Below are 26,900 nucleotides of genomic sequence, written 5' to 3' on the forward strand. Positions count from 1 at the left end.
TGTCGAGGTGGGCACGCGAGCCATCCGTCAAGGGCTCAAATCGAACTGTCCGGCCTTGACCGCCTTCAGGAAGGCGTTCCACTCACCGGAATCGAAGACGAAGACAGGACTGTTGGCCAGTTTGGTGTCACGTACCCCCACCAGGCCTTCGCGGGCGAGGTTGACCTCGACACAGTTCCCCCCGTTGGGCTCGCTCGCGAAGGATTTCTCCCACGTGGCGTCGTCGAACAGCGACACGGCCGTGGTCGGATCGTAATCCGCCGCCGATGGATAATCGGCCATTGGTCGTACCTCCGAACGTCGGTCGGGGCTGCGGGTCGCGACCTGCGCGAACCGTCACGGCCCCAGCTTCTCCCTGCCTCAACGGGACTATCCCGCACGGCCAAGTGGGTGATCAACTCCGCCCACCCTCGACATGAAGATTATTCCAGGAGTAGGATTAATCGCAGCGGCCGGGGCTCGGTTGTTGGTGAATCGCTCGCAGCACGTACGGCTTTCGGCGGCAGACGCCACCGGGCGGCGTTCGACGGGAGTTCCACCGTTCCAGCAGGCCACCGACGGCAGGTGACCGGCAGGGGCACCACCCCGCGGCGCATGACCACCCACCGCCGACCTCGTGGGGGAGGATCAGCGTGATCATTCAGGACACCATGCCGGCGACGGTACTCGCCGTCGGCAGGCTCATGGCCGGAACAGCGGGCGAAAGCCGCCGCTCCGCGCACCTTTTCGACTTGCACTCCAGGGGTTCGCACCCCGAGTTCCTGCACGCCCGTTGTGGCGCGGCGATGCCTTACGACCACTTGGAATGGCTCCCCGTCGGTTCGGGGATGCCCTGTGAGCGTTGTCTCGGCCTGGCCGGTTCGGCCGACCAGGCGCGGTTGCCGCGGCCGAGCCGGGGGGTGTGACCGCCATGGCCGTCCGCCTCACCACGCTCTTGTTCCGCCGTGAGGACGAACGTATGGCTTCGGTGAAGCACCACCACCGCACCATCGGGCTCGAACTGCGTCAGCGGTTCGGGTTCAGCCTCATCCAGGCCCCGTTGCGCAAGCAGCCGCCATGGAACTCCGAGATCGATTCGCCCGGCGCGCACCGGGACCTGATCAGGACCGGCCGGCCACTCGAAAGCCATTTCGAGCTGACACCCCTGATCGGGCATCTGACCGGCCGGGCCTGATCCGCCTCAGGGCTTGCGGCCCAAACCGCCGAGCCCGCCGGTGAACGTCGGGTCGTCCGCGAACCGGTCGCTCGCCCGGGAAGCCGCTTCGTCGAGATGCCAGGCGGCCATCCAGTCGATACCCGGCTCCACCATCTCCAGTCCGTCGAAGAAGGCGGCGAACTCCGCGCGGGACCGCAGATGGAACGGCGCGCTCGTCTTCTTGTACAGCTCCTGGACGTTCTCCCGGTTGTCGCCTTCCTTGCGCGTGACGCCGTCCTCGGTCAGATGCGAGGACAGGAAGTACGAACCCGACGGCAGGAAGTCGAGGTAGCGCTTGACCATCTCGTGGACGGGTTCGTCCGGGCCGAGGAAGTACAGCAGGCCGACCATGACCAGCCCGATCGGCTGACGCGGATCGATCACGCCGGTTTCGAGGGCGCGCTTCCAGATGTCGGCGGGATCCCGTACGTCACCCTGCAGGACCGCGTGCCGTCCGAGCAGCCCCTCGCGTTCCAGCAGCAGCTGGGAATGCGCGACCGCGACCGGCTCGATGTCGACGTACACGACCCGCGAGTCGGCGTTGATCGCGCTCGCGATCTGGTGGACGTTGCCGACGGTGGGCACGCCGGAACCGATGTCGAGGAACTGCGTGATCCCCTGGCGCGCCAGGTATCCCACGCCGCGGCCGAGGAAGTCGCGGCCGACCCTGGCGAAGGTCTTGACCTCCGGGAACTGCTTGAGCACCTGAGTGCCGAACTCGCGGTCGATGGCCCAGTTGGCCGAACCGCCGAGGAACCAGTCGTACACCCTGGCCACGTTGGGCCGTTCGAGATCGACACCGTCGGGAGCTTCGGGGTCGTGTTGCGTCGTCATACCGTCACACCTCGTCAGAAACCGGGTTTGCGGGCGACCCCGCCGATGGCGCAGTCAACCGCAGGTGAGCGTGGGTCGTCCAGCCGCCATGCGCCGACCGGGACCAGACCCGGCGCGACGAGCTCGAAATCCCCGAAGAAACCGCGGATCTCTTCCTTGTCTCGGAAGGTCGCGGGAGTGCTCGACTGCTCGTACTGCTTCACGACGCGCTGGATCTGTTCCAGCTCGGCTCCCTCCACGCCGGACATCGTGACATGGGAAAGAACGTAGAAGGAGCCGGCGGGCAGCAGCCTCCGGTACCGCGCGATGACGGCGGCCAGTTCGGGCTCCGGCACGAAATGCAGGACCGCGACGGTGAGCAGGGCCACCGGTTTCGCCGGATCGAGCACGCCGGTGTCGAAGGCGCTTTCCCAGATGTCGTCCGCGTCGCGCAGGTCGCCGGCGAGCACCGCGTGCCTGGCGGGATCGCCGCCTTTCTCCAGCAGGATCCTGGCGTGCGCCACGGCGACCGGTTCGTTGTCGACGTACACGCACCGGCTGTCGCCGTCGACCTCGCCGGCGATCTCGTGGACGTTGCCGACCGTCGGCACGCCGGAACCGAGGTCGAGGAACTGGGTCACGCCGTTCTCGACACAATGCCGCACCGCGCGGCCGAGGAAGGCCCTGTTCGCTCTGGCCGCGGTCCGCACGAGCGGGAAGGTCTTGACCAGCTGTTCGCCGAATTCCCTGTCCACCGCCCAGTTCGCGGTCCCGCCGAGCGCCCAGTCGTAGATCCGGGCGGCGTTGGGCCGCTCCAGATCCACGCCTTCGGGGACGAACCGCGGGTCCATCTCAGGCTTGCATCTGTGTCCGGTACAACTCGGCGAGTTCCTTGAGGAACTGCCGGGTCTCCTGGCGTTCCAGCGCGGCTCCGCGCAACCGGTCCCAGGAATCGACGAAGATGTTGAAGTCCTTGACGTCGTCGAGGTACAACCCGCCCGCCGAATGCTCGATGTAGACGAAATCCCTGGTGCGATCAGGGAACCGCATGATGGTGAAGTCGTTGGGCACGGCGGCGAGCCGCGCGCCGAACGGCAGGACGTGCACGTACACGCGCGGATGCTTGTCCAACGCCAGCAGATGCTCGACCTGGTCCAGCATCACCGCCGGGGCGGAGCCGCCGGGAGCGCGGCGCAGGGCGCCTTCGCTGATGATGAACCGGTAGTACGGCGGCTGCTGTTGTTCGAAGACGGCCTTGCGGTCCAGCCGGTTGCGGACCAGCGAAGTGACGTCGGTGGCGCCCGCTTCGGTGAACTGCTTGAGCATGTAGTGCTCGGACTGCAACGGGCCGGGGATGCGCTCGCCGTGCCAGGTGAGGATCTCCGCGGCCGCGGGTTCGAGGTCGGTGAACGTGCGGAACCAGTGCGGCACCACGGATCGGTACCCGGACCAGTGGCCGCGCTGCCCGGCCGCGGCGCGGGCCAGGTTCATCAACGTGTCGGCCTCGTCGCCGTTGATCCCGAACGCGTTCAGCATGGATCGCACATCCCCGAGCTTGACCCCGACGGCACCGGACTCGATCTTGTTGACCTTGCCCTGGGTGCAGCCGAGAACCTCGGCGACCTGCTGCTGTGTCATCCGCGCGGCGTTGCGGGCATGCCGGAGCTCGTTCCCGAGCTGCTTCCGGCGCGAGGTGACGGTGCTGGCCATCAGCCTTGCTCTCCCGGACCACATAGCCAGGACCACGGCTGCCCGCCGTCCTGCGCGCGAATACTCGAACCCACCCAGGGTACTTCACCTTGCGGGGTTCGATGATGACATTGCGCAGCGTTCCAGGAAACGCCCGAAAACACCAGTCACCTGGTACGTCACCCTGGTGGCGGAGCGATCTCGTCACATTCCGGGCACCTTCGTCGGGCATAGTGACCGAGTGGACCAATCCCCCTTCGCCAGGCAGGTCACCGACGGTGTCTTCGGGTACGTCCAACCTGACGGGTCGTGGTGGATCAACAACTGCGGGTTCGTCGCCGCGGGCGGGCACACCGTGCTGATCGACACTTGTTCGACCGAACGGCGTACCCGGGCACTGCTGGCGACGGCGGAGTCGGCGGGCGGGGCGCCGGTGACCACCGTGATCAACACGCATCACCACGGCGACCACACGAACGGCAACTACCTGGCGACCGGCGCGACGATCGTCGGGCACCGGAAGACACGCGAAGTGATGGTCGCGACCGGGATCAACACCTACGAGAACTCGTTCACCGGGAACGACTGGGGCCATCTGGAACTGCGGCCGCCCGAGGTGGTGTTCGACGACCGGTTGACCGTGCACGCCGGCGACGTCCGGCTGGACCTGATCCACCCCGGACACGCCGCGCACACCACCAACGACGTCCTGGTCTGGCTGCCGGAGCGGCGAGTGCTGTTCGTCGGCGACCTGATCTTCAACGGCGGCAGCCCCTTCGCGCTGATGGGCTCGCCCGCCGGCTGGCGGAAGGCGCTGGACCTGGTCCGGGAACTGGAACCGGAGACGATCGTGCCGGGCCACGGCCCGCTGTGCGGACCGGAGGCGATCGACGTCGTCGACGGGTACCTGGGTTTCCTGCAGAAACTCGCTTCGTACGGGAAGGCTGCGGGGCTGACGCCGCTTCAGGCCGCTCGCGAAGCGGATCTCGGGCCCTACGCGGAACTGTCCGAACAGGAGCGGCTGCCCGCGAACCTGCACCGGGCCTACGCCGAAGTGGACGGTCTCGAGTGGGGTGCGCCGATCGATCTGGGGGCCGCGCTGGCGGACATGGTCACCTTCAACGGCTCCCGTATCCGGTGCTTCTCTTGACGCGGATCTCTCGAAAGAGCGAGGTGCTCCCAATGTGGCATTGGGGACGGTGAGCGTCTCCAATGCCACATTGGGAGCACCGCCACTACGCCCTTCCCTCACGACCATCCCGACCCAGGTGGCCTCGAGCCGAGTTGTCCACAGGCAGGCCAGGTTGTGGACAACTCCCGGTTGATCCCTTCTCGCCCCGGCGCCGTATCCCTCAACGGGGATAGGCTCGGCACGGGAATCGAAGCGGAAGGGTGCGGATGAGCAAGAAGGCGAGCATCGGGGTCACCGGTCTGGCGGTCATGGGCCGCAACCTGGCCAGGAACCTGGCGAGGCACGGGCATACGGTGGCCCTGCACAACCGCTCCGAGCAGCGGACGAAGGAACTGGTCGAGCAGTTCGGCGACGAAGGCGACTTCATCCCGGCGTATTCGGCGCAGGAGTTCGTCGACGCGCTGGAGCGGCCGCGCCAGGTCGTGATCATGGTCAAGGCCGGTGCGCCCACGGACGCCGTGATCGACGAGTTCGTCCCGCTCCTCGAGAAGGGCGACGTGATCGTCGACGCGGGCAACGCGCACTTCGCGGACACCCGGCGCCGCGAGGCCGCGCTGCGAGAGAAGGGCATCCACTTCGTCGGCACCGGTGTGTCCGGCGGCGAGGAGGGCGCGCTGCACGGGCCGAGCATCATGCCGGGCGGTTCCCAGGAGTCGTACCAGTCGCTCGGGCCGTTGTTCGAGGACATCTCGGCGAAGGTCGACGGCGAACCGTGCTGCACGCACGTTGGCGCGGACGGCGCCGGGCATTTCGTGAAGATGGTGCACAACGGCATCGAGTACGCCGACATGCAGTTGATCGCCGAGTCGTTCGATCTGCTGCGCGGCGCGGGCGGTTACTCCCCCGCGGAGATCGCCGACGTGTTCCGCACCTGGAACTCGGGAAGGCTGGACTCGTACCTGATCGAGATCACCTCGCAGGTGCTGGCCCACACCGACGCCGCTTCCGGCAAGCCGTTCGTCGACATCGTGGCGGATCAGGCCGAGCAGAAGGGCACCGGACGCTGGACCGTCCAAATCGGACTGGACCTGGGCGTGCCGATCAGCGGCATCGCCGAAGCCGTCTTCGCGCGTTCGCTGTCCGGCTCGTCGAACCTGCGTGAGGCCTCACGCGGTCTCGGCGGTCCCTCGCGCGCTCCGCTGACAGGGTCCGCTTTGGACACCTTCGCGGACGACGTCGAGCAGGCGCTGTACGCGTCGAAGGTGGTCGCGTACGCCCAGGGCTTCAACCAGATCCAGGCGGGCGGTGCCGAATACGGCTGGGACATCGACCTCGGCAAGGTCGCTTCCATCTGGCGCGGCGGCTGCATCATCCGCGCGAAGTTCCTGAACGACATCACCGCCGCGTACGCCGAAGAGCCCGGGCTGCCGACGCTCCTGACCTCCGGCGGCTTCCGCAAGGCCGTTGAGGACGCCCAGGACTCCTGGCGTTCGGTGATCTCCACGGCGGTGCGGCTCGGCATCCCGACCCCGGGCTTCTCGACCGCGCTGGCCTACTACGACGGTCTGCGCGCGGAGCGGCTCCCCGCCGCGCTGGTGCAGGGGCAGCGGGACTACTTCGGTGCCCACACGTACCGCCGCGTCGACCGCGAGGGTTCGTTCCACACTGCGTGGGCGGCCGACGGCCGTCCCGAGTCCTCCGCCTGACGGGTCCCGTGATGGCCCCCGACCGCGAGGAAAGGGGCCATCACGCGGCCAACAGGACAAGGGCGACGAACACCAGGACGGTGAGCGCGGCTCGCGTCATACCCCGCGCGCCGCGACGATCTCCGCCAGTGCCTGCACGATCAGCGCCTCGGTCTTCTCCTTCGTGAGCCCGAGCCCGGTCAGCAGGTCGTCGCCGAGTTCGAACAGGGCCAGCAGGATGTGCTCGGTGCCGATGTAGTTGTGCCCGAGCCGCAGCGACTCCCGCATGGTCAGTTCCAGCGCCTTCTTGGCCTGCGCGCCGAACGCCATCTTCGCCGCCTCCGCCGGTTCGTCGGCGGGTTCCGGCAGCCTCGCCACCGCGGCCTCGCGGACGGCTTCGAGCGTCACCTTCTGCGCCACGATCGCCCCGGCGGCGAGCGCGGCGGGTTCGGCGAGCAGGCCGAGGATCAGGTCCACGGGCTCGATCTGCGGGCTCTTCGCCGCGACGGCCTCGTCCCGCGAGGCGACGACGACGTGCCGTGCGCGGTCGGTGTAGCGGCTGAACACCTTCACCAGGTCTTCGAGCGAAGAGCCGCTGGAGTCGACAAAGCGCTTCTGCGCGGCCTGCTTGGACACCCCCATGTTCTTGCCGATTTCGGTCCAGGACGCGCCGGAGCGCCGCGCCTGGTCGACGAAGTGGCCGATCAGGTGGTCGGCCACTTCGCCGAGGTGCTCGCCGAGGAAGACCGCGTCGGAAAGCTGGCCGAGCACGTCGCCGTCGGGATGCTGCTGCTTGATGTGGGAAATGAGGTCGTCGAGCCGGACTGGATTCGTCATGTCGTCAACTCTAGGTTGACGCCAGACTAATCGTCAACCACGGGTTGACGCGAACGTCGCCTTGAGGTCGAAGCCGTGCGCCTCCAACGTCTCGAACCGCGGTTCCGGATCCACGGCGAACAGGCGACGCGCGGCGATGTGGTCCGGCGGCCGGTTCACCGACTCCACCCCGACGAGCACGCCGTCCCGGAACGACAGCACCGAGAACTTCCCGCCATCCCGATCCCCGGTGACGACGGTCTTGTCCGCCCCGGTCAGCAGCCCGGCGATCTGCAGTTTCGCGCCGAGCTGGTCGGTCCAGAACCACGGCAGGCTGTCGTAGGGCGCGGATTCGCCGGCGATGTCCGAGGCCGCCGCCCGCGCCTGGTCGACGGCGTTCTGCACCGACTCGAGCCGGGTCGCCGTGCCTGCCTGGACACATGGGAAGTTCGCGCAGTCCCCCACCGCCGAGATCTTCGGGTCGCTCGTGCGCAGGTGTTCGTCGACGACGACGCCGTTCGCCACGGCGAGCCCCGCCTCCTCGGCGAGCCTTGTCCGCGGCTCCACGCCGACCCCGACCAGCACCAGGTCGGCGAGCAGCCTGCTGCCGTCGCTCAATTCCACCTCGGCCACCCGGCCGTCGCCGTGCAGCGCGGCGACACCCGTGCCGAGCAGGACCGTATGTCCGGCTCCCTCGTGCAGAGCGGCGAAATACGCCGAAACCTCGGGAGTCGCCACGCGGGCCATCAGCCTGTCCTGCGCCTCCACGATCGTCACGGGCCGCCCCGCGTGCGCGGCGAATTCGAGCCCGATGAACCCGCCCCCGACCACGACCACGTTCGCCGCGCTTTCCAGCGCGGCACGCAAAACGTCGGCGTCATCCTTGGTACGCAGTGTGAACACACCGTCCAAAGTGGACCCGGGAACCGGGAGAACGCGGTTGTCCGCTCCCGTCGCGAGGACGAGATGGTCGTACTCGTGGGCGCTTCCGTCCTCGAGCACCACCTTCGCGCCGTCGCGATCCACCGACGCGACACGGCCGGGGATCAGCTCGATGTCCTTCTCCGCGAAGAAGTCCTCGGGCCGCAAGCGCAACTGGGCGTCACCCGCCGTCCCGGCGAGATAGCCCTTCGACAGCGGAGGTCGTTGGTACGGCAGGCCGGGTTCGTCGCCGATCAGTACGACCCGCCCGCCGAATCCTTTGTCCCGCAGCGAGGTCGCCACTCCGAACCCGCTCTGTCCGGCCCCTATGACGAGGACGGTCTCCATCGGCGCTCCTTCCGTTGTACCCAGTGTCCATTCAACACAGGCTCCGGCCCTTTCGACCGCCCTTTCGCAACGTGATCCTCACGCGGCGGACGCGCTACGGTCATGCGCGACGAGTCCACTGGTGTTCCCGCACGTCAGAAGGGGGTTACATGAGCCGGTCCGAGGTCCACCCGGTCGACGCCCGCCCGCCACTGCCGAAGCTGACCCTGCTCGGCCTGCAGCACATGACGATCATGTACGCGGGCTCGGTGGCCGTCCCGCTCGTCGTGGGCAGCGCGCTGAAACTGGACGCGGCGACGATCGCGTTGCTGGTCAACGCGGATCTGCTGGTCGCGGGCATCGCGACGCTGATCCAGGCGATCGGGATCGGGAAGATCTTCGGTATCCGGCTGCCGGTGGTGGCCGGCGCGACGTTCACCGTGGTCAACCCGATGATCATGATCGCGTCCCAGTACGGCATGCAGGCCGTCTACGGCGCGATGCTCGCGTCGGGCGTGTTCGGCCTGCTCATCGCGAAGCCGTTCGCGAAGATGATCCGCTTCTTCCCACCGCTGGTTTCGGGCACGCTGCTCATGGTCATCGGCATCTCGCTCATCGGCCCCGGCGTCGGCCTGATCGCCGGCCACGACACCGGATCGCCGGACTACGCGAAGCCCGCCAACATCGCGCTCGCGTTCGGCGTGATCGCGGTGATCGTGCTGTTCACGCGGGTCCTACGCGGGTTCGCGAGCCAGATCGGCCCGCTGCTGGCACTGCTGATCGGCCTGGCCGCGGCCATCCCGATGGGGCTGGTGAGCTTCAAGGGCATCGCCGAAGCCGACTGGTTCGGTCTCGCGTCGCCGTTCCACTTCGGCCCGCCGACCTTCCCGATCGCGGCCGTGCTTTCGATGTGCGTCGTGATGCTGGTGACCTACACCGAATCCACCGCGGACCTGGTCGCGGTCGGCGAGATCACCGGACGCCCGGCGACCGGCTCCGACCTCGCGCGCGGTCTCGCCACCGACGGCCTCTCGGCCATCCTCGGCGGCGCGATGAACTCGTTCCCGGACACGGCTTTCGCGCAGAACGTCGGCCTCGTGCAGATGACCGGCGTGCGCAGCCGGTGGGTGGTCGCGATGGCGGGCGGCCTGCTCGTGCTGATGGGGCTGGTGCCGAAGGTCGGCGCCTCCGTCGCGGCCGTACCGGAGCCGGTGATCGGCGCCGTCGCGGTGGTCATGTTCGCGATGGTCGCCGCGGTCGGGGTGCAGAACCTGAAGAAGGTGGAGTTCTCCGGCAACCACAACACCTTCATCGTGGCGGTGTCGGTCGGCGTCGGGCTGCTGCCGGCGTTCTCCACTAACCAGTTCGGGAACTCGATCTTCTTCCAGCACTTCCCGGCGTGGCTTCAGACCATCTGTGGCAGCCCGATCACGGTCGCCGCGATCGTCGCCTTCACCCTCAACCTGCTGTTCAACCACCTCGGCAAACGCCGAGAGCCGGATCTACTGCAAGCGCCCTAACAGAAAAGCCACTTCGGCCACAGATTGCACTCTTCGGTGGGTGTCGTGGATGGCGGCGGCGGGTTCGGGTTGGGCGGCTGCGGAACGACCGTGGAACCGGTCGTCCGCGGCGGATCGGCGGGCTCGTTCGACGAAGTGGGCGTGGTGGGGTCCGGGGAATCGGACGTCGACGCGGCCGAACTCGACGTGCGACGGCTGGACGTCGACCTGCTGGGCTGGGATGAAGAAGTCCCACCCTCACCGGTTTCGACCGTCTCGGTGCTCGGGGCCGCCGACGTCGCGCCGGCTCCCCCATTGTCCGAAGGCCGCTTCGGCATCTCGATCACGCCGACCTGGTTGGGCTGCGCGGTCGGCTCGGGATCCGCGTCGAACCCGACGAGAACCGCGGCGGCGCCACAGGCGACGACCACGGCGATCACCACCGCGATAACTCTCCAGCGTGACTTTGCCCGTGACTCCTCGTGGTCATCCCAGCCCTCGCGAATGAGCAGGTCGGCGACCGAAACGTCGTCGTCATCCACCAGCCGAAACCTTTCACCGGGAACGAGCGAAGGGTAGTTTTACCGCAACTCACCGCCGAACGGGTGAAGTTAACCAAAAATTATTCACCCGATGGAACAGCCCAGCGTATGCCAGTCACAGAGCGTGTATTCATACGCTTTCGCGCATATCGGCGTCGGCCTACGTTCGGCTCGCGTATACAGCGCCCTCCTCGGGTGGTGTAATCGACGGTGCCAGCACCGGAAGAGGGGGTTCGGACGGATCATGGAGGCTGATGCCCTCGCCGTGCCCGGAGCCGGGAATTCCGGCCGTCCGGCGGGCGCGCCGCTCGGAAACGAGCCGGTCGGCGACCTCGGCCTCGCGGGCGACCACGCCGCCATCTGGTCGTACGACTTCGAGCGCGAGAAGCTGTCCTGGCTGCCAGGACTGGAGAACCTGCTGGGTGGAGCCGCCCTCACCGAAGCCGAGATCGAGTCAAGGCTCGCCGATCTGGTGGCCCCGCTGACCTCCGGCACCCGTACTTCCCCGGCTTGGCGCGAGTTGGAACTCGAGCAGTCGTTCCGGAACCCGGCGGGCGAGGTCCGCTGGGTTCGCCTGCGCGCCCGCACCATCGGTGACGACACCGGCTCGACGGGGCTGCTCGGCATCGCCACCGACGTGACCGACATCCGCGAGAACCGGCAGGCCCTCGAAGATCTCACTGACCGTTACCGGCTTCTGGTGGAACTCAGTCCCGACGCGGTCTGCGTCCACGAAGCCGGCGTTGTCACGTACGTCAACCGGGCCGCCGTCACCGCGCTCGGAGCGTCGTCGACCGCCGAACTGATCGGGCGGCCGATCATGGATTTCGTCGCCGACGAGTCGCTGCCCGCCCTCCTGGACAGGATCGCGTCGCTTCACCGCCAGGGCGCGTCGACCTCTCCCGCGGACACCGTCATGCTTCGCCTCGACGGCACGAAATACCTGGTCCAGAGCATTTCGGTGCGCACGACCTGGGAAGGCAGGCCAGCGTTCCAGGTCATCATGCGCGACATCAGCGCGCAGAAGGCCGCCGAAGCGACGCTTCGCTATCAGGCCGCGCTGATCAGCCACGTCAGTGACGCGATCATCGCGACCAGCGGCACCGGCGTGGTGACCAGCTGGAACCCGGCCGCGGAGAACGTCTACGGCTGGACGGCGGGCGAGGCGATCGGCGGCACGGTGAGCGAACTCGTCGGCGCCGTGCTCGATCCGGAAACGGTGCTGCGCAGGGGCGGTGTCATGCAGATGACCCACCGCCACCGCAACGGCTCGACACTGGCCATCCGCATCTCGGCCGCGGAGATGAACGACGGTTTCGTCCTGGTCTGCGCCGACGAAACGGCCCGGCGGCGCGCCGAGCAGCACTACAGCACGGTGGTCGCGTCACTCGACGAAGGCGTGGTCGTGATCGGCCCCGGCGGCCTCATCGAATCGGCCAACCCCGCGGCGTGCCGGATCATCGGCGTCGACCACGACGACCTCATCGGCGTGCCGTGCGTGACGCTGGAGCTGTACGACGAACAAGGCCGCCTTCCGCCCGCCAGGATGCCGTCGGTGGTGACCCGGCGCACCGGGGCCACGCTGACCGGTCTCGTGCTGCGGCTGCGGCGGCCCGACGGCGAAGACGTCTGGATCTCGCTGACCTCGCGGCTGTTGACCCCGGAGGACCCGTCGGCCTTGGCGGTGGTCGCCTCGTTCACCGACATCACCGAACGCCGCGCCATCGGCAAGCGGCTCGCCCACGAGGCGACGCACGATCCGCTCACCGAACTCGCGAACCGGACGCTGGTGCTGGACAGTCTCGCCGAGGCGCTCTCCGGCGCGGGCCGCGCCGAGCTGACCACGGTGCTGTTCATCGACCTCGACAAGTTCAAGGTGATCAACGATTCCCTCGGCCATTCCGTCGGCGACAAGGTGCTCCGCATCGCGGGCGAACGGCTGCGCCGGGGAATCGGCGAAACCGATCTCGTCGGCAGGCTCGGCGGCGACGAATTCGTCGTCGTCACCGCGGAGATCACCGAACCGCACGAGATCAAGGCACTGGCCGAACATCTGCGCGAGGCGCTGACCGAACCGATCACCGTCAACGGCAGGCAGCTGCACATCGACGCCAGCATCGGCATCGTCACCGCCGCCAACGACGACACCCGGACCGCCGAAGACCTGCTGCGGGACGCGGATGTCGCGATGTACCAAGCGAAAACGCTCGGCCGGGCGCGCTACGAGTTCTTCGACGTCGAGCTGCGCGAGCGGATGCAGCGACGGCTGCGCATGGAGCAGGACCTGCGCGACGCCCTGCAGAACGAGGAACTCTGGACGGCGTACCAGCCGGTCGTGGACATCGAATCCGGTGCGATGGTCGCCGTGGAAGCCTTGCTGCGCTGGAAACATCCGGCGCACGGCACGATCTCGCCAGCCGAGTTCATTCCGCTTGCCGAGGAAAGCGACCTGATCAACCTGATCGGCAAACACGTCCTGCGCACGACCACCCGCGAGATCGCCCGGCGGCGTGAACAGCTCGGCATCGACCTGAACCTCAAGGTCAACCTGTCGGCCCGGCAGCTGGACGACCCGCATCTGGTGGCGGGCGTGCAGGACGCGCTGAAGACCACCGGGCTGCCGCCGCACGCGCTGACCCTGGAGGTCACCGAGAGCGCGCTGATGCGTGACCAGGCCGCGGCCGCCGAAGTACTGACGTCGTTGCGTGATCTCGGTGTCTCCCTGGCGATCGACGATTTCGGCACCGGTTATTCGTCGCTCGCGCAGCTGCAACGGCTCCCGCTGGACACGCTCAAGATCGACCGCACCTTCGTCACCGGCATCGCGGAATCACGCGACGCGGCCGCGATCGTCAAGAGCATCATCGCGATGGCGCACGCCGTCGACCTGATCGTCGTCGCCGAAGGCGTCGAAGACGAAGAGCAGCTCGCGGTCCTGCGTGAGCTGCGCTGTGACCAGGCGCAGGGCTTCCACTTGGGTCGCCCCGCGCCGCCGGACGAACTTTTCGGAGCCTGGGAATGAGTGTCGAGATCAAAGCCGGAGAAGACCGCTACGACATCGTCGTGGACGGGAAACCCGCCGGGTTCCTGAAAACCCGCACCCGCCCGGACGCGATCCTGTTCCTGCACACCGAGATCTCGGACGACTTCGCGGGCAAGGGCCTGGCGGGCAAGCTCGTGACCGCGGCGCTCGACGACGTCCGGTCGCAGGGCAGGTCCGTCCTGCCCTACTGCCCGTACGTGCGCTCGTTCATCGCGAAGCACCGCGAGTACGAGGATCTCGTCCCCGAGGACAAGCGCGCGGAATTCGAACTCTGAGCCTCAACCCGGGTAGATCGTCAGCAGTTTCGCGAGTTCGTCCTCGGTGAGGACGACGTCCAGCTCGCGCAGTGTCGCGTCGAGCCGCTCGGGCGGGATCTTCGTGGTCTCCTTGGTCCCGTCCGGGCGTTCGACGATGAACTCGTCGCCGACCAGCTTGCGGCTGAGCCCTTCCTCCAGGCGCATGACCACCAGCTGCCCGGTGAACGGCGACCGTGGGTGCGTCGACGTGTAGTGGTGGTAGACCTCGTAGTCGATCCGGTGCATCGGCGTGAGCGTGAAAGCGTGCAGGTCGGTCCAGTCGCCGCCCTCCAGTTTCTGCAGGCGCCACCAGTCCCCGTAGGCGACGAGCCGGTGCGGCCAGCCCGCCTGATCCACCACGGCGCCGTCGACCAGCGGCATCGGCACCAGCATCCCGGCGCCGAACCCGACGTCGACCAGATGCCCGACGCCGTCCGCTTCGACCACGAGCGTCATATGCGTGTACGGCCCGTTCTTCTGCGGCTGCACCCGCGCGACCAGGCGGTGCACGGGGTAGCCGAGCTGCTCGGCGGCCGCGGCGAACAGGCTGCCGTGCTCGTAGCAGTAGCCGCCGCGCTGACGGCGGACGAGTTTGCCGATCACGTCTTCGAGCGCGATTCCCTTGTGCTGCTCCAAAACGACGTCGACGTTCTCGAACGGGATGGCCAAGATGTGTGCCTTCGCCAGCTCACGCAACGCGGTGGCGGAGGGCTTCGCGCGGTCCTGGCCGATCCGGCCGAGGTAGGTGTCGAGGTCGAGGGTGTCGACGGTCCATTCGTCGACCTGCTCAGGTGCGAGTGTCATGCCGCGAGCTTGACACCTCGACCTTACTAGAGGTCAAGGTCCGGTGGCGGACGCGGAAAACCGTTACCCCAACTGGTAACTGGCAACGGCCACCGACTTTCGTCAGTTCCACGAACGAGTGCCGATTGGCCACCCTTCCCGAGTAGCCGGTGACCGACGCCGGTGTGGAAGGAGAAAACAGATGAGGACTCGTTCCCTGGTCGCCGGTCTGCTGGCCGGAGCCGCCGCCGTACTCGGTGCGGCGATGCCGGCTTCCGCCGCCGAACCGCCCTCGGGCGTGCAGCCGTTGATCGTGGGCGGTGTGGACGCGACCGAGACCTACAGCTTCATGGCGTCCATGCAGACCAAGAGCGGCGACCACAACTGCGGTGCGTCCCTGATCTCACCGGAGTGGCTGGTGACCGCCGCGCACTGCGTCGAGGGTGAGCAGCCCGCCAACTGGCAGTACCGCCTCAACACCACCGACCACACCAAGGGTGGCGAGGTCGCCGAGGTGGACAAGTTCGTGGTCCACGAGAAGTACGACGGCTCGGGCCCGTACGACATCGCCCTGGTGCACTTGACCAAGCCGGCGGAGGCGGCGCCGATCGAGATCGGCCAGTCGCCGGCGGCGGGTACCGACGTGCGGGAGATCGGCTGGGGCCTGACCTGTCCGACTCGCGGCTGCGGTTCCGCCCCCGTGGTGCTCCAGCAGCTCGACACCAAGATCGCGGAAGACTCCGGATGCTCCGGCTCCGGCGCCTACGACGCGCAGACCGAGCTGTGCATGGACAACCAGGGCGGCAAGGCGAGCGCCTGCTACGGCGACTCGGGCGGCCCCGCCGTGGTCAAGGCTGGCGACAAGTGGACGCTGGTCGGCGCCACCAGCCGCGGTCAGACCGCGAGCTGCCCGGAGATGCCGGGCATCTACACCGACGTGACCGCGTTCTCCGACTGGGTCAAGCAGCAGACCGGTAAGTAGAACACCAGCCCCGCACCGCGCGGTGGCGCCCGATGCTCCTGCGACATCGGACGCCACCGCGCGTTGCTGCGTGCGGGATCTTCCGGCCTCGGACATGAAAAAACCGCCCTGACCTGAGTCGGGGCGGTTCTGCGAGCGGTGGCCAGGGCCGGGGTCGAACCGGCGACCTTCCGCTTTTCAGGCACAGACGTTTCCGCTGGTCAGGAGGGCTGCGGGTCGGCTGTGTGCGTCACACGTGCAACATCTTGCTTGTCTGGCCCTTCGACAACCGGCCGTGCCTTGGATTCGTTCTCAAGCTCCGTCTTGAACCCTCCCCACCGGGCCTCTACCCGAAGCTTCAACCTGCGAGCCGACAATCTGGGATGCCTGACCCACCCGCACAGCGGATACACCCACCCCCGATGCTCACCGTCCAAGTCGGTCTTCATCCGGTTCAAAACAACAGCGGCCATCTCGGTCAGGTCATCCTCTAGTGCCTTTATCTCGGCATCAGAGTGGGCCTGATCAGGCGTTAGCGACCCTGCCTTGACAGCAAGGGCCGCAGCGACCGAGTCGACAGACCGTGAGGCAGCGACACTGAGAGGGAAGTACTTGCGTAGGACGGCCTGCCCAGATGCAGCGAGCTTGTCGTGGCGCGCGTGTTCGACGTTATCGACCAGTTTGACCACGGACTGATAGAACTCGGTGTAGACCTCGGTCCTGGCTAGCTTCCGCTGCTCTCGACGCCCAAGGGCATCCCGGCGGGACGTCAACCACTGACCCGCCAGGATGCCCAGGAAGCCGACAGCAGGAACCAGCAGAGCTACCCACAACGGCACGTCCGTCTTCATGCCTTCCAAGTCGCCCTGAAGGTCGAGCCTGTTTGCCGAGTCGCCAAAACGACACCAGGAATTGATCTTCAAGAGACTGTTGCCCTCAGTGCTTCACGATGATGGTCTTGGGCAGCTTGGCAGCGTTCCCGTGGGCGGCGAGCTTGCTCAATTGGTCGGCTACCTCCTTGTCCCGCCCTTCAACCGCGTGGAGATACCGGAGCGACGCAGCCGCCGAAGCGTGCCCGAGCCGCTTCTTGAGGTCAGCCAGCGTCGCGCCCGCACTCGCCGCGAGCGTCTGGCCCGTGTGCCGCAGGTCGTGATAGCTCACGTCGACCCCGACCTTCACCCGCGCCCGGACGAACGCCTGATAGACCGCGTTCCCCCTCATCGGCTGCCCGTCCTTGCCGACGAAGAACCGATCACGCCCCGCCCACTCCTTCATGTGGTCCCGCAAGTACGGCATGACATGCGGAGGGACCGACACCGGCCGACGCCCCGCGTCCGTCTTGGGGTCCTTGTCGTACTTCTTCGGACTCTCCAGAAGCTCAACCCGGTTCTTCCGGACCCACACGACGCCGTCCACCAGGTCGACGTCAGCCGTCCGCAAGCCGCAGACCTCACCGCGACGAAGGCCGCACCAGGCCGCCAGCAGCACGGCCGCCCGGTAGCGAGGAGTGATCGACTCGACAAGGTCAACGATCTGCCCAGGGGTGGCGATGCCCCGTTCCTTCGCCTTGTCGGTGCCCGCGCCGGGGATCTGGCACGGGTTGATCATGATCGCCCCGTCCCTCTTGGCCGAGTTCATCACGGCACGGAGGAAGCGGTACGACTGCCCGATCGACGTCTTCCCGCCCTCTCCGAGCAGGGCCTTCGCGTACCAGCTCCGCACTACCGGCGGGGTGATCGCGATCAGCGGGAGGTCCAGCAGTTCAGTCATGTGAAGGCGCATGTTCCGCCGACACGTCTCCTCCCACCTGTCCCCGATGTTCGGACTGTCGCGCAGGTAGGCACCCGCGTAGTTGCCGAACGTTTCTCGTCCTAGCTTGTCGTCCAGCCAGGCACCCTTATTGATATCCGCCTCTACGCCGACCAGCCATCGATCAGCGTCGGTCCTGGTCCGGAACGTGTCCGGCGCGTACTGACGCACTCCGTTCGGCCCGAGGAACGACGCCTGAAACCGGCCGGAAGGCAGCTTCCGAACCGACCCGAACCGCCTCCGCTTCTTCGCCATCAGGCCACCGCCCGGCCAGCGGACCAGTTCACCTGGACCGGCTCGACGCGTCCTGCCATCACAAACGCGTCCAGATCCGCAACCGCCAGCCGAACGTGCGTACCGACCTTGTGGAAGGCGATGCGTCGTTCCGCGATCAGCCGCCGCACAAACCGGACACCCGTATTCAGGTACTCGGCCGCTTCGTCCACCGTCAGATAGTTCTTCTCCACGTCTCCCCCTCCTAGGCCGCTTGCCGAGTTGCCGAAGTTTCTGGACCGTCACCGGGCGGCCCCTGTGCAGCCAGTAGCGCCCGGTCGTACTCGGCCCGCCAGGTGATCCGTTCGGAGATGGCGCGCATCACCAGGTGGTCACGTGGCGGACAGTGGGTGTCTCCAGGTTCGACCTTGCGCCACACGAACCGATCTGCCGCCGGTTGTTCCTTGGTGATCCCGACAGCGGCCAGTGCGTCCAGGACGAAGCCCTTCCGGTCTGCCTTGTGATCGGCGACGGTCTTGCCGGACCACTTGCGGGACACCAGCACCCGCCGCCCTGGAAGCCCGAGTGTCGTTCGACGGTGGGCACGTCCCTTGCAGTGGCCTGGGACGGTCTTTCCGTTGGCTCCCTTGGGGTTGATGCCGTACAGCAGCCACACCGCGCACCGAGGCGAGCACGGAGTCACCGACAGTTCCGCGTGAAGACGGTCGTGGTGATCACGCTGCGCGGCAGTGTCCGCGTCGACCACCTCGCCGGTGGACTTGGTCAGGTACTTGGTCAGGTAGCCGATGTGACGCCCCGATTCCTCCGTGCCGCCCAAGATCCCCTTGGAGTGCACCTGACGGCCGAACGTGACCACATGCGCCGGTTCCTCCACCGCCTCTTTTGCCTCATCGAAGCCCGGCAGCGGCGCGCGGGTGTCCGGGTCCACGAACGTCCGGGAATGCATGTCCCACAACGGTTCCCGGTCCGCGTAGACGATCTCGTCATGGTTGGGCCACCACACCTGGTGATAGGTAGCCTCTGTGACCATCCGGATGACCTCATGAGAGATGGAGCCCCGTAGGGCGGTGTGCAGGTGCGGAGCCGCCCGCCGTTGGGGTTCCACGGTGGCGAAGTACTGCACATCCCAGCCGACCACGCGCCGCAGGTTCTGCCACCACCTGTCCACCAGCGCCGAGAAGTGCACCGCATCCCGAGCAGCCCGCCGGTAGTCGTACGTCGACGGGTTCACCGGCGAACCGTCCGACCGGACCGGGCCGTAGGTGTCGCAGGTGAGCGTGACGAACATCGACGGCCGGAACTTCCCCGCGAACTCACGGCCCACGGTGGTCTTGCTGACCTTGCGGCGTGGCAAGTTCGGCGCGTCCTGTCGCCGCTTGGTCGACCGCTTCACCGGACGCTTCTCCGGGACGTCGAGGCCGGGCAGGCGACCTGTCATCCCGGACGCCCGCAGCTCCTCGTCCACCGAGGCGACCTCTGCCCGCAGCTCCTCCATCTCGACCTCATCACCGATCGCCAGTGCGTCCCGGTAGTGCGCCGCCAAGTCAGCCCGGAACGTCAGCAGCTCCGTTTGTGTCTCCGAAGGCTTCTCACGGGCGATGACTGGCTCCTCGGTCATGTGCCAGCCCTCGCGGCACTGCGCCTGACGAAGCGCCTTTGCCTTGCGAGCACAAGGAAGGCACACCGATTCGACCGTCGACCCGCACGGCACGGGCACGTAGCGGATCTCTCCGGTTTCGGTGTCTCCGACCTCCATCGTGAACGGCCGGACACACACGCCGTGCTTTTCCGCGGTGGCCTTCACGACCTCCGCAGAGAGCGCCCCGCGGATTCGTCCATTCGTGGCCGGCGGGGAGGCCGGGCCTGCTCCGACCTGCGAATCTGTCGTGGTCATGCCGTCCCCCTCTCGCCGCGCCGGTCTGACAGGTGGATGACCGAGGCACCGCCGTTGGTGACGTAGTGCTCCAGGTGCTTGATCGTCTGGTCGGGGACCCAACCGGCCCGGACGCGCAGGGGTTCGCGGATGCCTTCGCCCCAGACGTAGCCGACACCGGCCGCCGACTCCGGGATCCGGTTCGCCCAGGCCCCACGCTCGTAGGCACCGTCCCCGAGGACCATCGGAACCTGACTCTTCGCGGTCACCCGCAGGCAGATACGGCGGGTGAACAGCTCCCGTACCGGGACGGTTTCCTTGGTCGGCTCCTGGACATAGCCCCGGACCGCGAACCCGAGCGCCCGCCCCTGGGTGGTCAGGATCGCGACCCGTTCCACGATCGCGTCACGGGTCTTGCGGTCGGTGTAGCGCGTCAGAGCGCCGATCTCGTCGAACTCCAGCAGCTCCACCGGATACTCGGCCGAGACCGGGACCTGACGGGTGTGTCCGGCGAAGACGCGCTTACGGTTCTCCAACTCCTCGATCAGCGCGTCGAGGACTTCCAGGGCTTCCTTGCCGGACACGCCGTAGCGGGCGAAGATCCCGCGACCGTAAGCGAGTTCGACCGCCTTCGGGTCGATCCCGGACACACGGACGAGACCGGCGCGAATCGGTGCCGCAGCCGACACCAGCGGAGCCCACAGGACCGAGCCCTTCCCCGACCCCGACGCACCAGCTACGAGCGTGTGCGCGCCACCACCGACCAGAGGCAGTGTCCACGGCGTGCCGTACTCCGTCGACCCCGCATAGACGGCTCGCAGATCCACCCCCGAGCCGTCCACGGACACCATCTCCGGAACCGGCAGGCACGTCACCGCCGCGTCGAGCAGATCCCGCCGCATGAAGTCGATGGACACCACATCCGGCTCAAGCTCCCGCACCTGACACCGCGCTACCTTGCGCGCCACCGCCAGCTCCCGCGCGACCTCATCGAAGTCTTCCGGCTTCTGCCCAGGAACCAGCCGGACCCGGACCTCATCCCACGACGGGCCGGAGCGGACCGACAGCAGTTTCGGCACCGCCACACCGGGCGCCTGACGCGCCTTCGCGACCGCCTCACGCCGACGACGCCGAGAAACCAGATTCACTGTCACATCAACGGGAATCACGTCATCCCGGACAGTCAGCCCGCAGGCGTGCAGCCAACCGGCCAGCTTCCGCCCGTAGAGCGCCCAGCGCAGCCACCACGCCCGCAGCCACCGCCCGCACCACAGGTCATAGCCGACAGCGTCCCAGCGCCACCACACCAGCAGCACCGCCGCCAGCACGCCGACCGTGACAACAAGGGACACCCAGCCCAACACCGTGCACCAGGCCCACAACGCCAGCAGCGCCAGGCAGGTACGCCAGTGCCCGACGAGTTGCCGAACAACCCAGCCGACCGCCCGCAGCAGGCCCCACAGCGCCACACCGAGCACCGCCAACGCGGCCAACGCCTCGAACACACTGGCCAGCACACGGCCGACCTTCGCCAGCACCCACAACACCACCGCCAGGCCGCCACCGACCGCAAGGGTGGCCATGATCTCCTGCGTGTTCATCGCAGACCACCCCGCAGACCAGCAGCGGAAACCACGATCGGCAGCGGCAACATCCCCAGACACGGGGAGCACTTCTCCTCACCCGGCAGCAGCCGAGCAAACCGCTTGCATTCCGGACAGCGCGTTCGGGTGACCCCCGTTGACTCGCACTGTGTGCCGTCATTTATCTTCGTCATTGTTCACTGCTCCAGTGGACAGGCGCAGAACCGGAACAGGTTGGTAGCCAAGGGCCGGTTCTGCGTTTTAAGGGACACTTTTAGCCACGTGGAGACGTGTTTGTATGCCACACGTCCCCACGTGCGAAATTTCGATATTCAGTTCTTGCCTATCGGGTCAGTCCTGTGACCGCGCACGCTCCTTACGTTCGAACTCGCGAAGCGCGACCAACCACACGTGCTCCCGTGTGATCTCCAGGCCATCCGCCAGGCGGACCGCTGTAGTCACCGTGGTCAACGACCGTTCGCCCCGCTCCAGTTGGCCGAGGTGCCGAGGGCTGATGCCGGATCGCGCGGCCAGTTGAGCTTGGGTCAGCCGCCGAAACCGACGTGCCCGCCGCAACCATTGCGCCGCCGTCTTGCCGTCCAGCATCGAGCCATCGCCGTTGCCTCCCCATTCCTGCGTGCTTCTACTTGGCATCCGATTTCTCCGCCTGAATCCTCGCGGCCAGTTCTTCCGCCTTGCCGTCCTCGTGCGCGACCCAGTACCGGATCTCGTGGTGATGAAAGCGGTCCACATCGGACACCGCGCGATACATTTTGGCGTTGGCCTGCCGCCATTTCAGCCACGTCGACAGGCTTGCCCCTGGCAGCGGACGAGTCGATGCCGCGACGTCGTGCGCATCCTTGAGTGTTTGCGGCTCATTCCTGCCCGGAGTCGTCATCACAAGCCCCGGTCCGTGCGCGGCTTTCGAGCAGTGCCGCCAGTTCGTCCGCGCAATCGCGGAGTCGGCGAAGGAAGACGGCCCGGCTCAGCCAGTCGCCCCGATGTTCGGGAGGACGGATCGTCAGCGATCCCGCTGTGCCCGACAGCACCAGCGCCGGGGGCGACCCCGGACCCGAACCAGTTTCCTCCACCGTCACCTCGTCCCACGGGCTGATCACCCACGTTGGGGCGAACCCCTCCCGCATACTCGTCACCTCCTGCCTTGCGTTCCCACTGCCGTGCCTGGTCCTCGAAGGCTTGCGCGGCGGACCCCACGGCGGCGACCACCCACCACGGCAGGTCGGGATCACTGCCCAGCGCTCGCCATGCTTGAGCAACCAACCGCGACGCCGCCGCCATCTCTCGCGCAACATCCGGATTCGCGCCCCGCGACCGTGCATCCACGTCCGCCGCGTCCCGATAAACGCGATACGCCGACTCCCACGCGGACACCTGCTTTTTCGACGTCACGACACCACTTCCCTCTAGAAGTCAGTGCCGTCACGCGGCCTTGGCCGAGGACTCACCCGCCGTCGACCGGGAAGCCTTTCCGCCCGCGCCACTTCCCGCCGCCTTGAATCCGGTAGCGCGGAACACGTAGGACAAGTACTTGTACTCACCTTGCCCGGCCACCTTGGGCTCTGCGGTCAGCCCGTCCAGCTCCACCGGGCGCATTCCCGGCATCACCTCAGCCGTCGTCGGCACCGGCTGAACATCGGCCAGCAGCGTGATCTCGAACGAAGCCCGCTTTGCCTTCGTCTCACCAGGGTCGGTCGCCATGAACTTCCACTGCCGCTTCCCGGTCACCTCGTCCACCCGCTGCCTCGTCGGCCGCCCCTGTGCCCTCTCCTCACGCGACTGGTATTCGTTGTCCGGCGACACTTCGCCCACCATCACAAGACCCTGCGGAAATGCGTCATCGTGGTCAACGCTGAATCGGATGCCCTTTTCGATCGCCATGTCGTGGTGAACCTTCCCGCTTGTCGGATACGCCTTTACCGGCGTACCTACAACAATCGGCCAAATGAGTGTCCCGTCACGACACCGTCTCGGTCTCGCCTCACAGCGTCTCGTACTCACCTTGTCTCGTCTTGTCTCGTCTCTCGTGCTAGCTTGGTCTCATGAGCCCCTACACCGCAGCTCAGGAAGCCCGGCCGATCGTCCTCAAAGTCCTACTCAGAGGACGACATTTGCAGAGCTACCGGGCGTTCTGCCGCGAGTACGACAAGGTGGCCGAGAAGGTCGACAAGAGCCTGAGGGGCAGCTTTCCCAGCAAAGCCCAGTTCTACCGATGGCTATCCGGCGAACTCGTCGGCCTGCCCTACGCCGACCACTGCCGAATCCTTGAAGCAATGCTGCCCGGCTGGCAAGCCGAACAACTCTTCGAGTTTCACGACGGTGGAATCGAGTTCGTCCCCGAACCAACTGCGTCGCCGACGAGCCAAGCCGTTAATCCGCCAAGCTCCGCGATGGAACCGCGCAGCAACCCGGAAGTCGTTGAAGTCTTCTCGCACCGGAGCGCGATCCCTGCCGACCTGTGGACTCGGCTGATGGACGACAGCGAGGAACGCATCGATATTCTTTGCCTGGCCGCGCTGTTCCTCGTTGAACGACCTACGTTTGCAAAGCAGATCAAGCAGAAAGCCAGTGATGGGGCCAAAATTCGGCTTCTCTTCGGCGATCCCGACGCGGACGAGGCCACCAAGCGCAGCGAAGAAGAACGGCTCGACGCACGCACTGTTTCCGCTCGCATCCGCAACGCACTAGCGTTCCTACGCCCGCTTGATGGCGTACCCGGCGTAGAGGTGCGGCTGCACACCACGACGCTGTACAACTCGGTGTTCCGGTTCGACGACGAGATGGTCATCAACACCCACGTGTACGGCCTTCCAGGAGCACATGCCCCCGCCCTGCACCTCCGGCAGACGCCGAAGGGCGACATGTTCGAGACGTACATGGAGAGCTTCGAGACCGTCTGGGCTGCCGCCAAGCCGCTGACCTGGTAGGCAAGGAGCTATGGCACGCCGAGACCACTACCACGAACCGAACGCGCCGGAGGCGAACTCACTGCGGGTCGCCGTCAGCGCGTTCATCCTGGACGAGGCTGGCCGGCTGCTGATGATCCGGCGCACCGACAACGACCGGTACGCCATCCCCGGCGGCGGCCAGGAGTTCGGCGAGTCGGTGGCACAGGCCGTGGTCCGCGAGGTCGAGGAAGAGACAGGTCTGACCGTCGAGGTCACCGGCTTCATCGGGATCTTCTCCGACCCCGATTACGTCATCGAGTACGACGACGGCGAGGTCCGCCAGGAGTTCTCGCTCTGCTTCCGCGCCCGCCCTCTGTCCGGTGAACTGCGCACGAGCAGCGAGAGCAAAGAGGTTCTGTGGGTCGAACCAGCCAAGCTGGACGACCTCAACATCCACCCCGCCATCCGGCTCAGGATCGTCCGCGGCTTCGAAGGTTCTGACCAGCCGTTCTACACGTAGTTGATGCCAGCCGCCCGCAACCGAGCTTCCGTCCGTTCGACAGCACCCGCCAGCTCCGGCCGCGCCATCTGGATGAAGGTAGACACGACATCATCCGGCCCGTACCGCTGCTGAATCTCCTTCGCGCGCTCCTCGAAGGTCACGACTTCGCCGTCCGGTGAGGTGGTCATGTCGGCCCACCACAGAGCGTCCCGCAGCGGCGTCCGCTCGTCGGCCCAGTCCCCGAGAGCATCGGTCAAGCCCCGCAGCTCTGCCTCTACGTGCGCCGCCGAATGGTGCGCCACCAGCGCGCACATCCGCTCTGGGGCCTCGACCTTCCGGAGATAGCGCGCACCATCCAACGCATGTAGCCCGGTGTCGGCCAAGCCCGGCGCGTAACCAATGTCGTGAACGAGACCAGTTGCCACGAGCAAGTCCGCGTCGCCGGTCGAGAACAGGCGCTCCACTGCCCGCAGCCGCCCGCCGACCCCCTGCACATGATTCCACCGACGAGACAATCGGCCAGCAAGCAACGTGGCTCCTAGCTCACTGGCCCATGCCGTCACATCCACCCGGTGACAGTATCCCGCCGGAGGCAGAGGCATCGTCGGCCGTTCCCCAAGCGAGTAGGTCCCCGTAACAAACGCAAGCCGTTCACGACCTATGTAAACCAACCTATACCGAACGGGCCTGGGGAGCATAGTGGAAGACTCTCAGCGAAGCGCCGATCTAGAACACAAGATGCAGGCAGTACTTCAGGCGAAAGACAGCATACTTGAAGCCCTCCAGCGCCTCATTTCTACGACAACACCTTTTGTCGATTCCGTTTGCACTAACTTCGATCGAGAGCCTGGATTCGACAGAGACATGGTGGAGCGATCAATCATCAGACGCTCATTTGAGTCAATTCAAACTCTAGTTGCCGTCGCACAGTCACCTCATCCGGCAAATTCAAGAGTCTTCTTGCGTAGCATGATGGAGGATTTAATCTTTGCCAAATGGCTGACCAAGCTAGACGAAAAGATCGCCGACAAATACCTGCTTCTTAGGATCGCATCAGAGATATCGGAAACAATAGAAGCTCAGGAGAACTTTCTCCCGCAGTTCTACAAGCTCTTCGACGCCGACGAGAAGAGGGGCGCACACTCAGGCAGGACCACTGGCGACCTGGAAGCACCAAGGGCCGCGTTTCGGGCCTTCTGCAAGGCTCAGGGCCATGGACCATGGGGACCGTCTGTCAAGAAGATGGCTACAGAGGCAGACTTGCTAGACGAATACGGGTTCTTCTACTTCGCCAGTTCTCGATCAGTACACTCAAGTCTGCACGAAATGGGCAGAATGATGTGGCACGACTTTGCGTCGAAGACAACCACCATCTCGTCGACACAGCTTGAGCCACTAAACAGGGCTCTGGCGTTAGTTTATGGAACGTGGATCTATGCAAGCCTTATAGACCACGCCAGAGATCGCTATACCAGTCAAGCGTCGATGATTGACGACGACGAGTTTTCGGTTTGGCTGGCCGTTGCATGCGCTGGTCCAGCACTAAACGGCAGCCTGCCAGTCCTGCTACATCCGCATGAGCTACGGTGGCCAACCGGGAGCGTCGATGCCAAGTTAGACGGCTAGCGCGTCCTATCTCGGCCCTATTTAGGTCGTGCAAGCGAGATCACTGCCGAACTTGGCTCTATGGGATCAAGGCGCCGCCGTTGGCGGCGCGCGGGTCACCACCCGTCCGGCGGGCTACGCCCAGGAGGCGACGCCGGCCTCCCGCTCCGCTCCGGCAGGCGCCGCCGGGCGAGCCCGCCGCAGGGCAGCACCCGCAGCGCGCCGCCAACGACGACGGAGATCCAGGAGCCACACGGCGAGATCACCCGACCCACCCAGCCGACGCGCAGTGGTCACCAGGTGGTCCCTCGCTTCTCAGCGTCTAACACCGGCCCGCCCGCATCAAGGCGGGAAAGCGTGCCTTGACGCGACCGAACCGGCGCTAGAGATGGCAGGGGCGAGGGAAACGGGGCGAACAGGCACGCGAAGCCCTCAGCAAGCGACAGCCCGGAGGCGTGCAACATACGTGCAATAAGCGGCGGCCAAAGCGGGTCAACCACGGTCAACAGTGGACAGACTCAAGGTCGACCCTGGACATGAAAAAACCGCCTTGACCTGGATCAAGGCGGTTCTGCGAGCGGTGGCCAGGGCCGGGGTCGAACCGGCGACCTTCCGCTTTTCAGGCGGACGCTCGTACCAACTGAGCTACCTGGCCGGGAACGCCGGCAAGGAGCCGAACGATCTTG

28 protein-coding genes and 1 tRNA gene are annotated in these 26,900 nt (G+C 66.4%); 11 read left to right on the top strand and 18 right to left on the bottom strand.

The window, feature by feature from the left end; all coding sequences use genetic code 11:
- Positions 1–27: 27 nt before the first annotated feature.
- Positions 28–282, bottom strand: coding sequence for a DUF397 domain-containing protein (locus DMH03_RS01845; RefSeq protein WP_125790273.1), 255 nt, complete (start codon positions 280–282; stop codon positions 28–30).
- Between the two features lie 350 nt (positions 283–632).
- Here DMH03_RS01845 and DMH03_RS01850 point away from each other — a divergent pair, with 350 nt between their 5' ends.
- Both DMH03_RS01850 and DMH03_RS01855 read left to right on the top strand, forming a co-directional pair.
- On the top strand, positions 633–905 hold the full coding sequence (locus DMH03_RS01850) for a hypothetical protein (RefSeq protein ID WP_125790274.1): 273 nt from the start codon (positions 633–635) through the stop codon (positions 903–905).
- 5 nt (positions 906–910) lie between these two features.
- The gene (locus tag DMH03_RS01855; protein WP_199748636.1) at positions 911–1,174 is read left to right on the top strand and encodes a hypothetical protein; all 264 of its coding nucleotides are present in this window, start codon (positions 911–913) and stop codon (positions 1,172–1,174) included.
- 6 nt (positions 1,175–1,180) lie between these two features.
- Here the strand turns inward: DMH03_RS01855 and DMH03_RS01860 are convergent, their stop codons facing one another.
- From DMH03_RS01860 to DMH03_RS01870, 3 genes are read right to left on the bottom strand one after another with little or no spacing between them, the layout of a single operon-like run.
- Positions 1,181–2,029: an SAM-dependent methyltransferase gene (locus DMH03_RS01860; RefSeq protein WP_125790276.1), complete on the bottom strand. Its 849-nt coding sequence runs from the start codon at positions 2,027–2,029 to the stop codon at positions 1,181–1,183.
- Positions 2,030–2,043: 14 nt separating this feature from the next.
- On the bottom strand, positions 2,044–2,859 hold the full coding sequence (locus tag DMH03_RS01865) for an SAM-dependent methyltransferase (RefSeq protein ID WP_125790277.1): 816 nt from the start codon (positions 2,857–2,859) through the stop codon (positions 2,044–2,046).
- 1 nt (position 2,860) lies between these two features.
- The gene (locus DMH03_RS01870) at positions 2,861–3,718 is read right to left on the bottom strand and encodes a helix-turn-helix transcriptional regulator (protein WP_037335949.1); all 858 of its coding nucleotides are present in this window, start codon (positions 3,716–3,718) and stop codon (positions 2,861–2,863) included.
- A 220-nt stretch (positions 3,719–3,938) separates the two neighbouring features.
- On the opposite strand from DMH03_RS01870, the gene DMH03_RS01875 reads away from it, so the two are divergent.
- Together DMH03_RS01875 and gndA are read left to right on the top strand one after the other, a co-directional pair.
- Complete coding sequence (locus DMH03_RS01875) at positions 3,939–4,847, top strand: MBL fold metallo-hydrolase (RefSeq protein WP_125790278.1); 909 nt, start codon at positions 3,939–3,941, stop codon at positions 4,845–4,847.
- Positions 4,848–5,095: 248 nt separating this feature from the next.
- Positions 5,096–6,535, top strand: coding sequence for an NADP-dependent phosphogluconate dehydrogenase (gene gndA / locus DMH03_RS01880; RefSeq protein WP_125790279.1), 1,440 nt, complete (start codon positions 5,096–5,098; stop codon positions 6,533–6,535).
- A gap of 96 nt (positions 6,536–6,631) precedes the next feature.
- On the opposite strand, the gene DMH03_RS01885 is transcribed toward gndA, so the two are convergent.
- Positions 6,632–7,351, bottom strand: a complete 720-nt coding sequence (locus tag DMH03_RS01885) for a Clp protease N-terminal domain-containing protein (RefSeq protein WP_125790280.1) — start codon at positions 7,349–7,351, stop codon at positions 6,632–6,634.
- Positions 7,352–7,384: 33 nt separating this feature from the next.
- Positions 7,385–8,599, bottom strand: a complete 1,215-nt coding sequence (locus DMH03_RS01890) for an NAD(P)/FAD-dependent oxidoreductase (RefSeq protein WP_125790281.1) — start codon at positions 8,597–8,599, stop codon at positions 7,385–7,387.
- A 149-nt stretch (positions 8,600–8,748) separates the two neighbouring features.
- Between DMH03_RS01890 and DMH03_RS01895 the strand changes: the two genes are divergently transcribed.
- Positions 8,749–10,098: a nucleobase:cation symporter-2 family protein gene (locus tag DMH03_RS01895; RefSeq protein ID WP_125790282.1), complete on the top strand. Its 1,350-nt coding sequence runs from the start codon at positions 8,749–8,751 to the stop codon at positions 10,096–10,098.
- Here the strand turns inward: DMH03_RS01895 and DMH03_RS01900 are convergent.
- The gene (locus DMH03_RS01900) at positions 10,095–10,619 is read right to left on the bottom strand and encodes a serine/threonine protein kinase (protein ID WP_125790283.1); all 525 of its coding nucleotides are present in this window, start codon (positions 10,617–10,619) and stop codon (positions 10,095–10,097) included. The two genes, DMH03_RS01895 and DMH03_RS01900, sit on opposite strands and share 4 nt — an antisense overlap.
- 244 nt (positions 10,620–10,863) lie before the next feature.
- Between DMH03_RS01900 and DMH03_RS01905 the strand changes: the two genes are divergently transcribed.
- Entirely contained in the window at positions 10,864–13,641 is a 2,778-nt protein-coding gene (locus tag DMH03_RS01905; protein WP_125790284.1) for an EAL domain-containing protein, read from the top strand.
- Positions 13,638–13,937 carry a GNAT family N-acetyltransferase gene (locus DMH03_RS01910; protein WP_125790285.1) on the top strand — a complete coding sequence of 100 codons (300 nt, stop codon included), beginning with the start codon at positions 13,638–13,640 and terminating at the stop codon, positions 13,935–13,937. Before DMH03_RS01905 ends, DMH03_RS01910 begins: the two co-directional genes overlap by 4 nt.
- Before the next feature lie 3 nt (positions 13,938–13,940).
- On the opposite strand, the gene DMH03_RS01915 is transcribed toward DMH03_RS01910, so the two are convergent.
- Positions 13,941–14,762, bottom strand: coding sequence for an arylamine N-acetyltransferase (locus DMH03_RS01915; protein ID WP_125790286.1), 822 nt, complete (start codon positions 14,760–14,762; stop codon positions 13,941–13,943).
- Between the two features lie 181 nt (positions 14,763–14,943).
- On the opposite strand from DMH03_RS01915, the gene DMH03_RS01920 reads away from it, so the two are divergent.
- Entirely contained in the window at positions 14,944–15,723 is a 780-nt protein-coding gene (locus tag DMH03_RS01920; RefSeq protein ID WP_125779720.1) for a trypsin-like serine protease, read from the top strand.
- 200 nt (positions 15,724–15,923) lie between these two features.
- Here DMH03_RS01920 and DMH03_RS01925 read toward each other — a convergent pair whose 3' ends face one another.
- The 8 genes from DMH03_RS01925 to DMH03_RS01965 all read right to left on the bottom strand — a co-directional run bounded on the left by DMH03_RS01925 (position 15,924) and on the right by DMH03_RS01965 (position 23,100).
- Entirely contained in the window at positions 15,924–16,625 is a 702-nt protein-coding gene (locus DMH03_RS01925; RefSeq protein ID WP_148106379.1) for a hypothetical protein, read from the bottom strand.
- A 13-nt stretch (positions 16,626–16,638) separates the two neighbouring features.
- Complete coding sequence (locus tag DMH03_RS01930) at positions 16,639–17,472, bottom strand: site-specific integrase (RefSeq protein ID WP_199748638.1); 834 nt, start codon at positions 17,470–17,472, stop codon at positions 16,639–16,641.
- A gap of 293 nt (positions 17,473–17,765) precedes the next feature.
- Entirely contained in the window at positions 17,766–17,978 is a 213-nt protein-coding gene (locus DMH03_RS01935) for a helix-turn-helix domain-containing protein (RefSeq protein ID WP_125790289.1), read from the bottom strand.
- A gap of 11 nt (positions 17,979–17,989) precedes the next feature.
- Positions 17,990–19,639, bottom strand: coding sequence for a replication initiator (locus DMH03_RS01940; protein WP_125790290.1), 1,650 nt, complete (start codon positions 19,637–19,639; stop codon positions 17,990–17,992).
- Positions 19,636–21,219, bottom strand: a complete 1,584-nt coding sequence (locus tag DMH03_RS01945) for an FtsK/SpoIIIE domain-containing protein (protein ID WP_125790291.1) — start codon at positions 21,217–21,219, stop codon at positions 19,636–19,638. The genes DMH03_RS01940 and DMH03_RS01945 overlap by 4 nt, the downstream gene beginning before the upstream one ends.
- A 333-nt stretch (positions 21,220–21,552) precedes the next feature.
- Complete coding sequence (locus DMH03_RS01950; RefSeq protein WP_199748640.1) at positions 21,553–21,855, bottom strand: helix-turn-helix domain-containing protein; 303 nt, start codon at positions 21,853–21,855, stop codon at positions 21,553–21,555.
- Entirely contained in the window at positions 21,845–22,099 is a 255-nt protein-coding gene (locus DMH03_RS01955; RefSeq protein WP_125790292.1) for an AMED_5909 family protein, read from the bottom strand. The genes DMH03_RS01950 and DMH03_RS01955 overlap by 11 nt, the downstream gene beginning before the upstream one ends.
- 542 nt (positions 22,100–22,641) lie before the next feature.
- Entirely contained in the window at positions 22,642–23,100 is a 459-nt protein-coding gene (locus DMH03_RS01965; RefSeq protein ID WP_125790294.1) for a hypothetical protein, read from the bottom strand.
- Positions 23,101–23,261: 161 nt separating this feature from the next.
- Here DMH03_RS01965 and DMH03_RS01970 point away from each other — a divergent pair, with 161 nt between their 5' ends.
- Positions 23,262–24,146: an XRE family transcriptional regulator gene (locus DMH03_RS01970; protein ID WP_125790295.1), complete on the top strand. Its 885-nt coding sequence runs from the start codon at positions 23,262–23,264 to the stop codon at positions 24,144–24,146.
- Positions 24,147–24,156: 10 nt separating this feature from the next.
- A complete protein-coding gene (locus DMH03_RS01975) occupies positions 24,157–24,627 on the top strand; it encodes an NUDIX hydrolase (protein ID WP_125790296.1) in 471 nt (156 codons plus the stop codon).
- Here DMH03_RS01975 and DMH03_RS01980 read toward each other — a convergent pair.
- Positions 24,618–25,178, bottom strand: coding sequence for an HD domain-containing protein (locus tag DMH03_RS01980; protein ID WP_125790297.1), 561 nt, complete (start codon positions 25,176–25,178; stop codon positions 24,618–24,620). The two genes, DMH03_RS01975 and DMH03_RS01980, sit on opposite strands and share 10 nt — an antisense overlap.
- A 295-nt stretch (positions 25,179–25,473) precedes the next feature.
- On the opposite strand from DMH03_RS01980, the gene DMH03_RS01985 reads away from it, so the two are divergent.
- The gene (locus tag DMH03_RS01985) at positions 25,474–26,235 is read left to right on the top strand and encodes a DUF5677 domain-containing protein (RefSeq protein WP_233611346.1); all 762 of its coding nucleotides are present in this window, start codon (positions 25,474–25,476) and stop codon (positions 26,233–26,235) included.
- Positions 26,236–26,795: 560 nt separating this feature from the next.
- Here DMH03_RS01985 and DMH03_RS01990 read toward each other — a convergent pair.
- Positions 26,796–26,869: transfer RNA gene (locus DMH03_RS01990), tRNA-Phe, on the bottom strand.
- Positions 26,870–26,900 lie beyond the last annotated feature (31 nt).

It is taken from the genome of Amycolatopsis sp. WAC 01376 (assembly GCF_003947415.1).
In the GTDB taxonomy this organism is placed as follows: Bacteria; Actinomycetota; Actinomycetes; order Mycobacteriales; family Pseudonocardiaceae; genus Amycolatopsis.

Coding starts and splice junctions, on each gene's coding strand:
- DMH03_RS01855 (WP_199748636.1), top strand. CDS start 911: ATGGCCGTCCGCCTCACCACGCTCTTGTTCCGCCGTGAGGACGAACGT.
- DMH03_RS01915 (WP_125790286.1), bottom strand. CDS start 14,762: ATGACACTCGCACCTGAGCAGGTCGACGAATGGACCGTCGACACCCTC.
- DMH03_RS01910 (WP_125790285.1), top strand. CDS start 13,638: ATGAGTGTCGAGATCAAAGCCGGAGAAGACCGCTACGACATCGTCGTG.
- DMH03_RS01950 (WP_199748640.1), bottom strand. CDS start 21,855: ATGCCAAGTAGAAGCACGCAGGAATGGGGAGGCAACGGCGATGGCTCG.
- DMH03_RS01870 (WP_037335949.1), bottom strand. CDS start 3,718: ATGGCCAGCACCGTCACCTCGCGCCGGAAGCAGCTCGGGAACGAGCTC.
- DMH03_RS01985 (WP_233611346.1), top strand. CDS start 25,474: ATGGTGGAGCGATCAATCATCAGACGCTCATTTGAGTCAATTCAAACT.
- DMH03_RS01885 (WP_125790280.1), bottom strand. CDS start 7,351: ATGACGAATCCAGTCCGGCTCGACGACCTCATTTCCCACATCAAGCAG.
- DMH03_RS01965 (WP_125790294.1), bottom strand. CDS start 23,100: ATGGCGATCGAAAAGGGCATCCGATTCAGCGTTGACCACGATGACGCA.
- DMH03_RS01955 (WP_125790292.1), bottom strand. CDS start 22,099: ATGACGACTCCGGGCAGGAATGAGCCGCAAACACTCAAGGATGCGCAC.
- DMH03_RS01930 (WP_199748638.1), bottom strand. CDS start 17,472: ATGACTGAACTGCTGGACCTCCCGCTGATCGCGATCACCCCGCCGGTA.
- DMH03_RS01865 (WP_125790277.1), bottom strand. CDS start 2,859: ATGGACCCGCGGTTCGTCCCCGAAGGCGTGGATCTGGAGCGGCCCAAC.
- DMH03_RS01890 (WP_125790281.1), bottom strand. CDS start 8,599: ATGGAGACCGTCCTCGTCATAGGGGCCGGACAGAGCGGGTTCGGAGTG.
- DMH03_RS01940 (WP_125790290.1), bottom strand. CDS start 19,639: ATGACCACGACAGATTCGCAGGTCGGAGCAGGCCCGGCCTCCCCGCCG.
- DMH03_RS01975 (WP_125790296.1), top strand. CDS start 24,157: ATGGCACGCCGAGACCACTACCACGAACCGAACGCGCCGGAGGCGAAC.
- DMH03_RS01970 (WP_125790295.1), top strand. CDS start 23,262: ATGAGCCCCTACACCGCAGCTCAGGAAGCCCGGCCGATCGTCCTCAAA.
- DMH03_RS01945 (WP_125790291.1), bottom strand. CDS start 21,219: ATGAACACGCAGGAGATCATGGCCACCCTTGCGGTCGGTGGCGGCCTG.
- DMH03_RS01905 (WP_125790284.1), top strand. CDS start 10,864: ATGGAGGCTGATGCCCTCGCCGTGCCCGGAGCCGGGAATTCCGGCCGT.
- gndA (WP_125790279.1), top strand. CDS start 5,096: ATGAGCAAGAAGGCGAGCATCGGGGTCACCGGTCTGGCGGTCATGGGC.
- DMH03_RS01895 (WP_125790282.1), top strand. CDS start 8,749: ATGAGCCGGTCCGAGGTCCACCCGGTCGACGCCCGCCCGCCACTGCCG.
- DMH03_RS01860 (WP_125790276.1), bottom strand. CDS start 2,029: ATGACGACGCAACACGACCCCGAAGCTCCCGACGGTGTCGATCTCGAA.
- DMH03_RS01920 (WP_125779720.1), top strand. CDS start 14,944: ATGAGGACTCGTTCCCTGGTCGCCGGTCTGCTGGCCGGAGCCGCCGCC.
- DMH03_RS01845 (WP_125790273.1), bottom strand. CDS start 282: ATGGCCGATTATCCATCGGCGGCGGATTACGATCCGACCACGGCCGTG.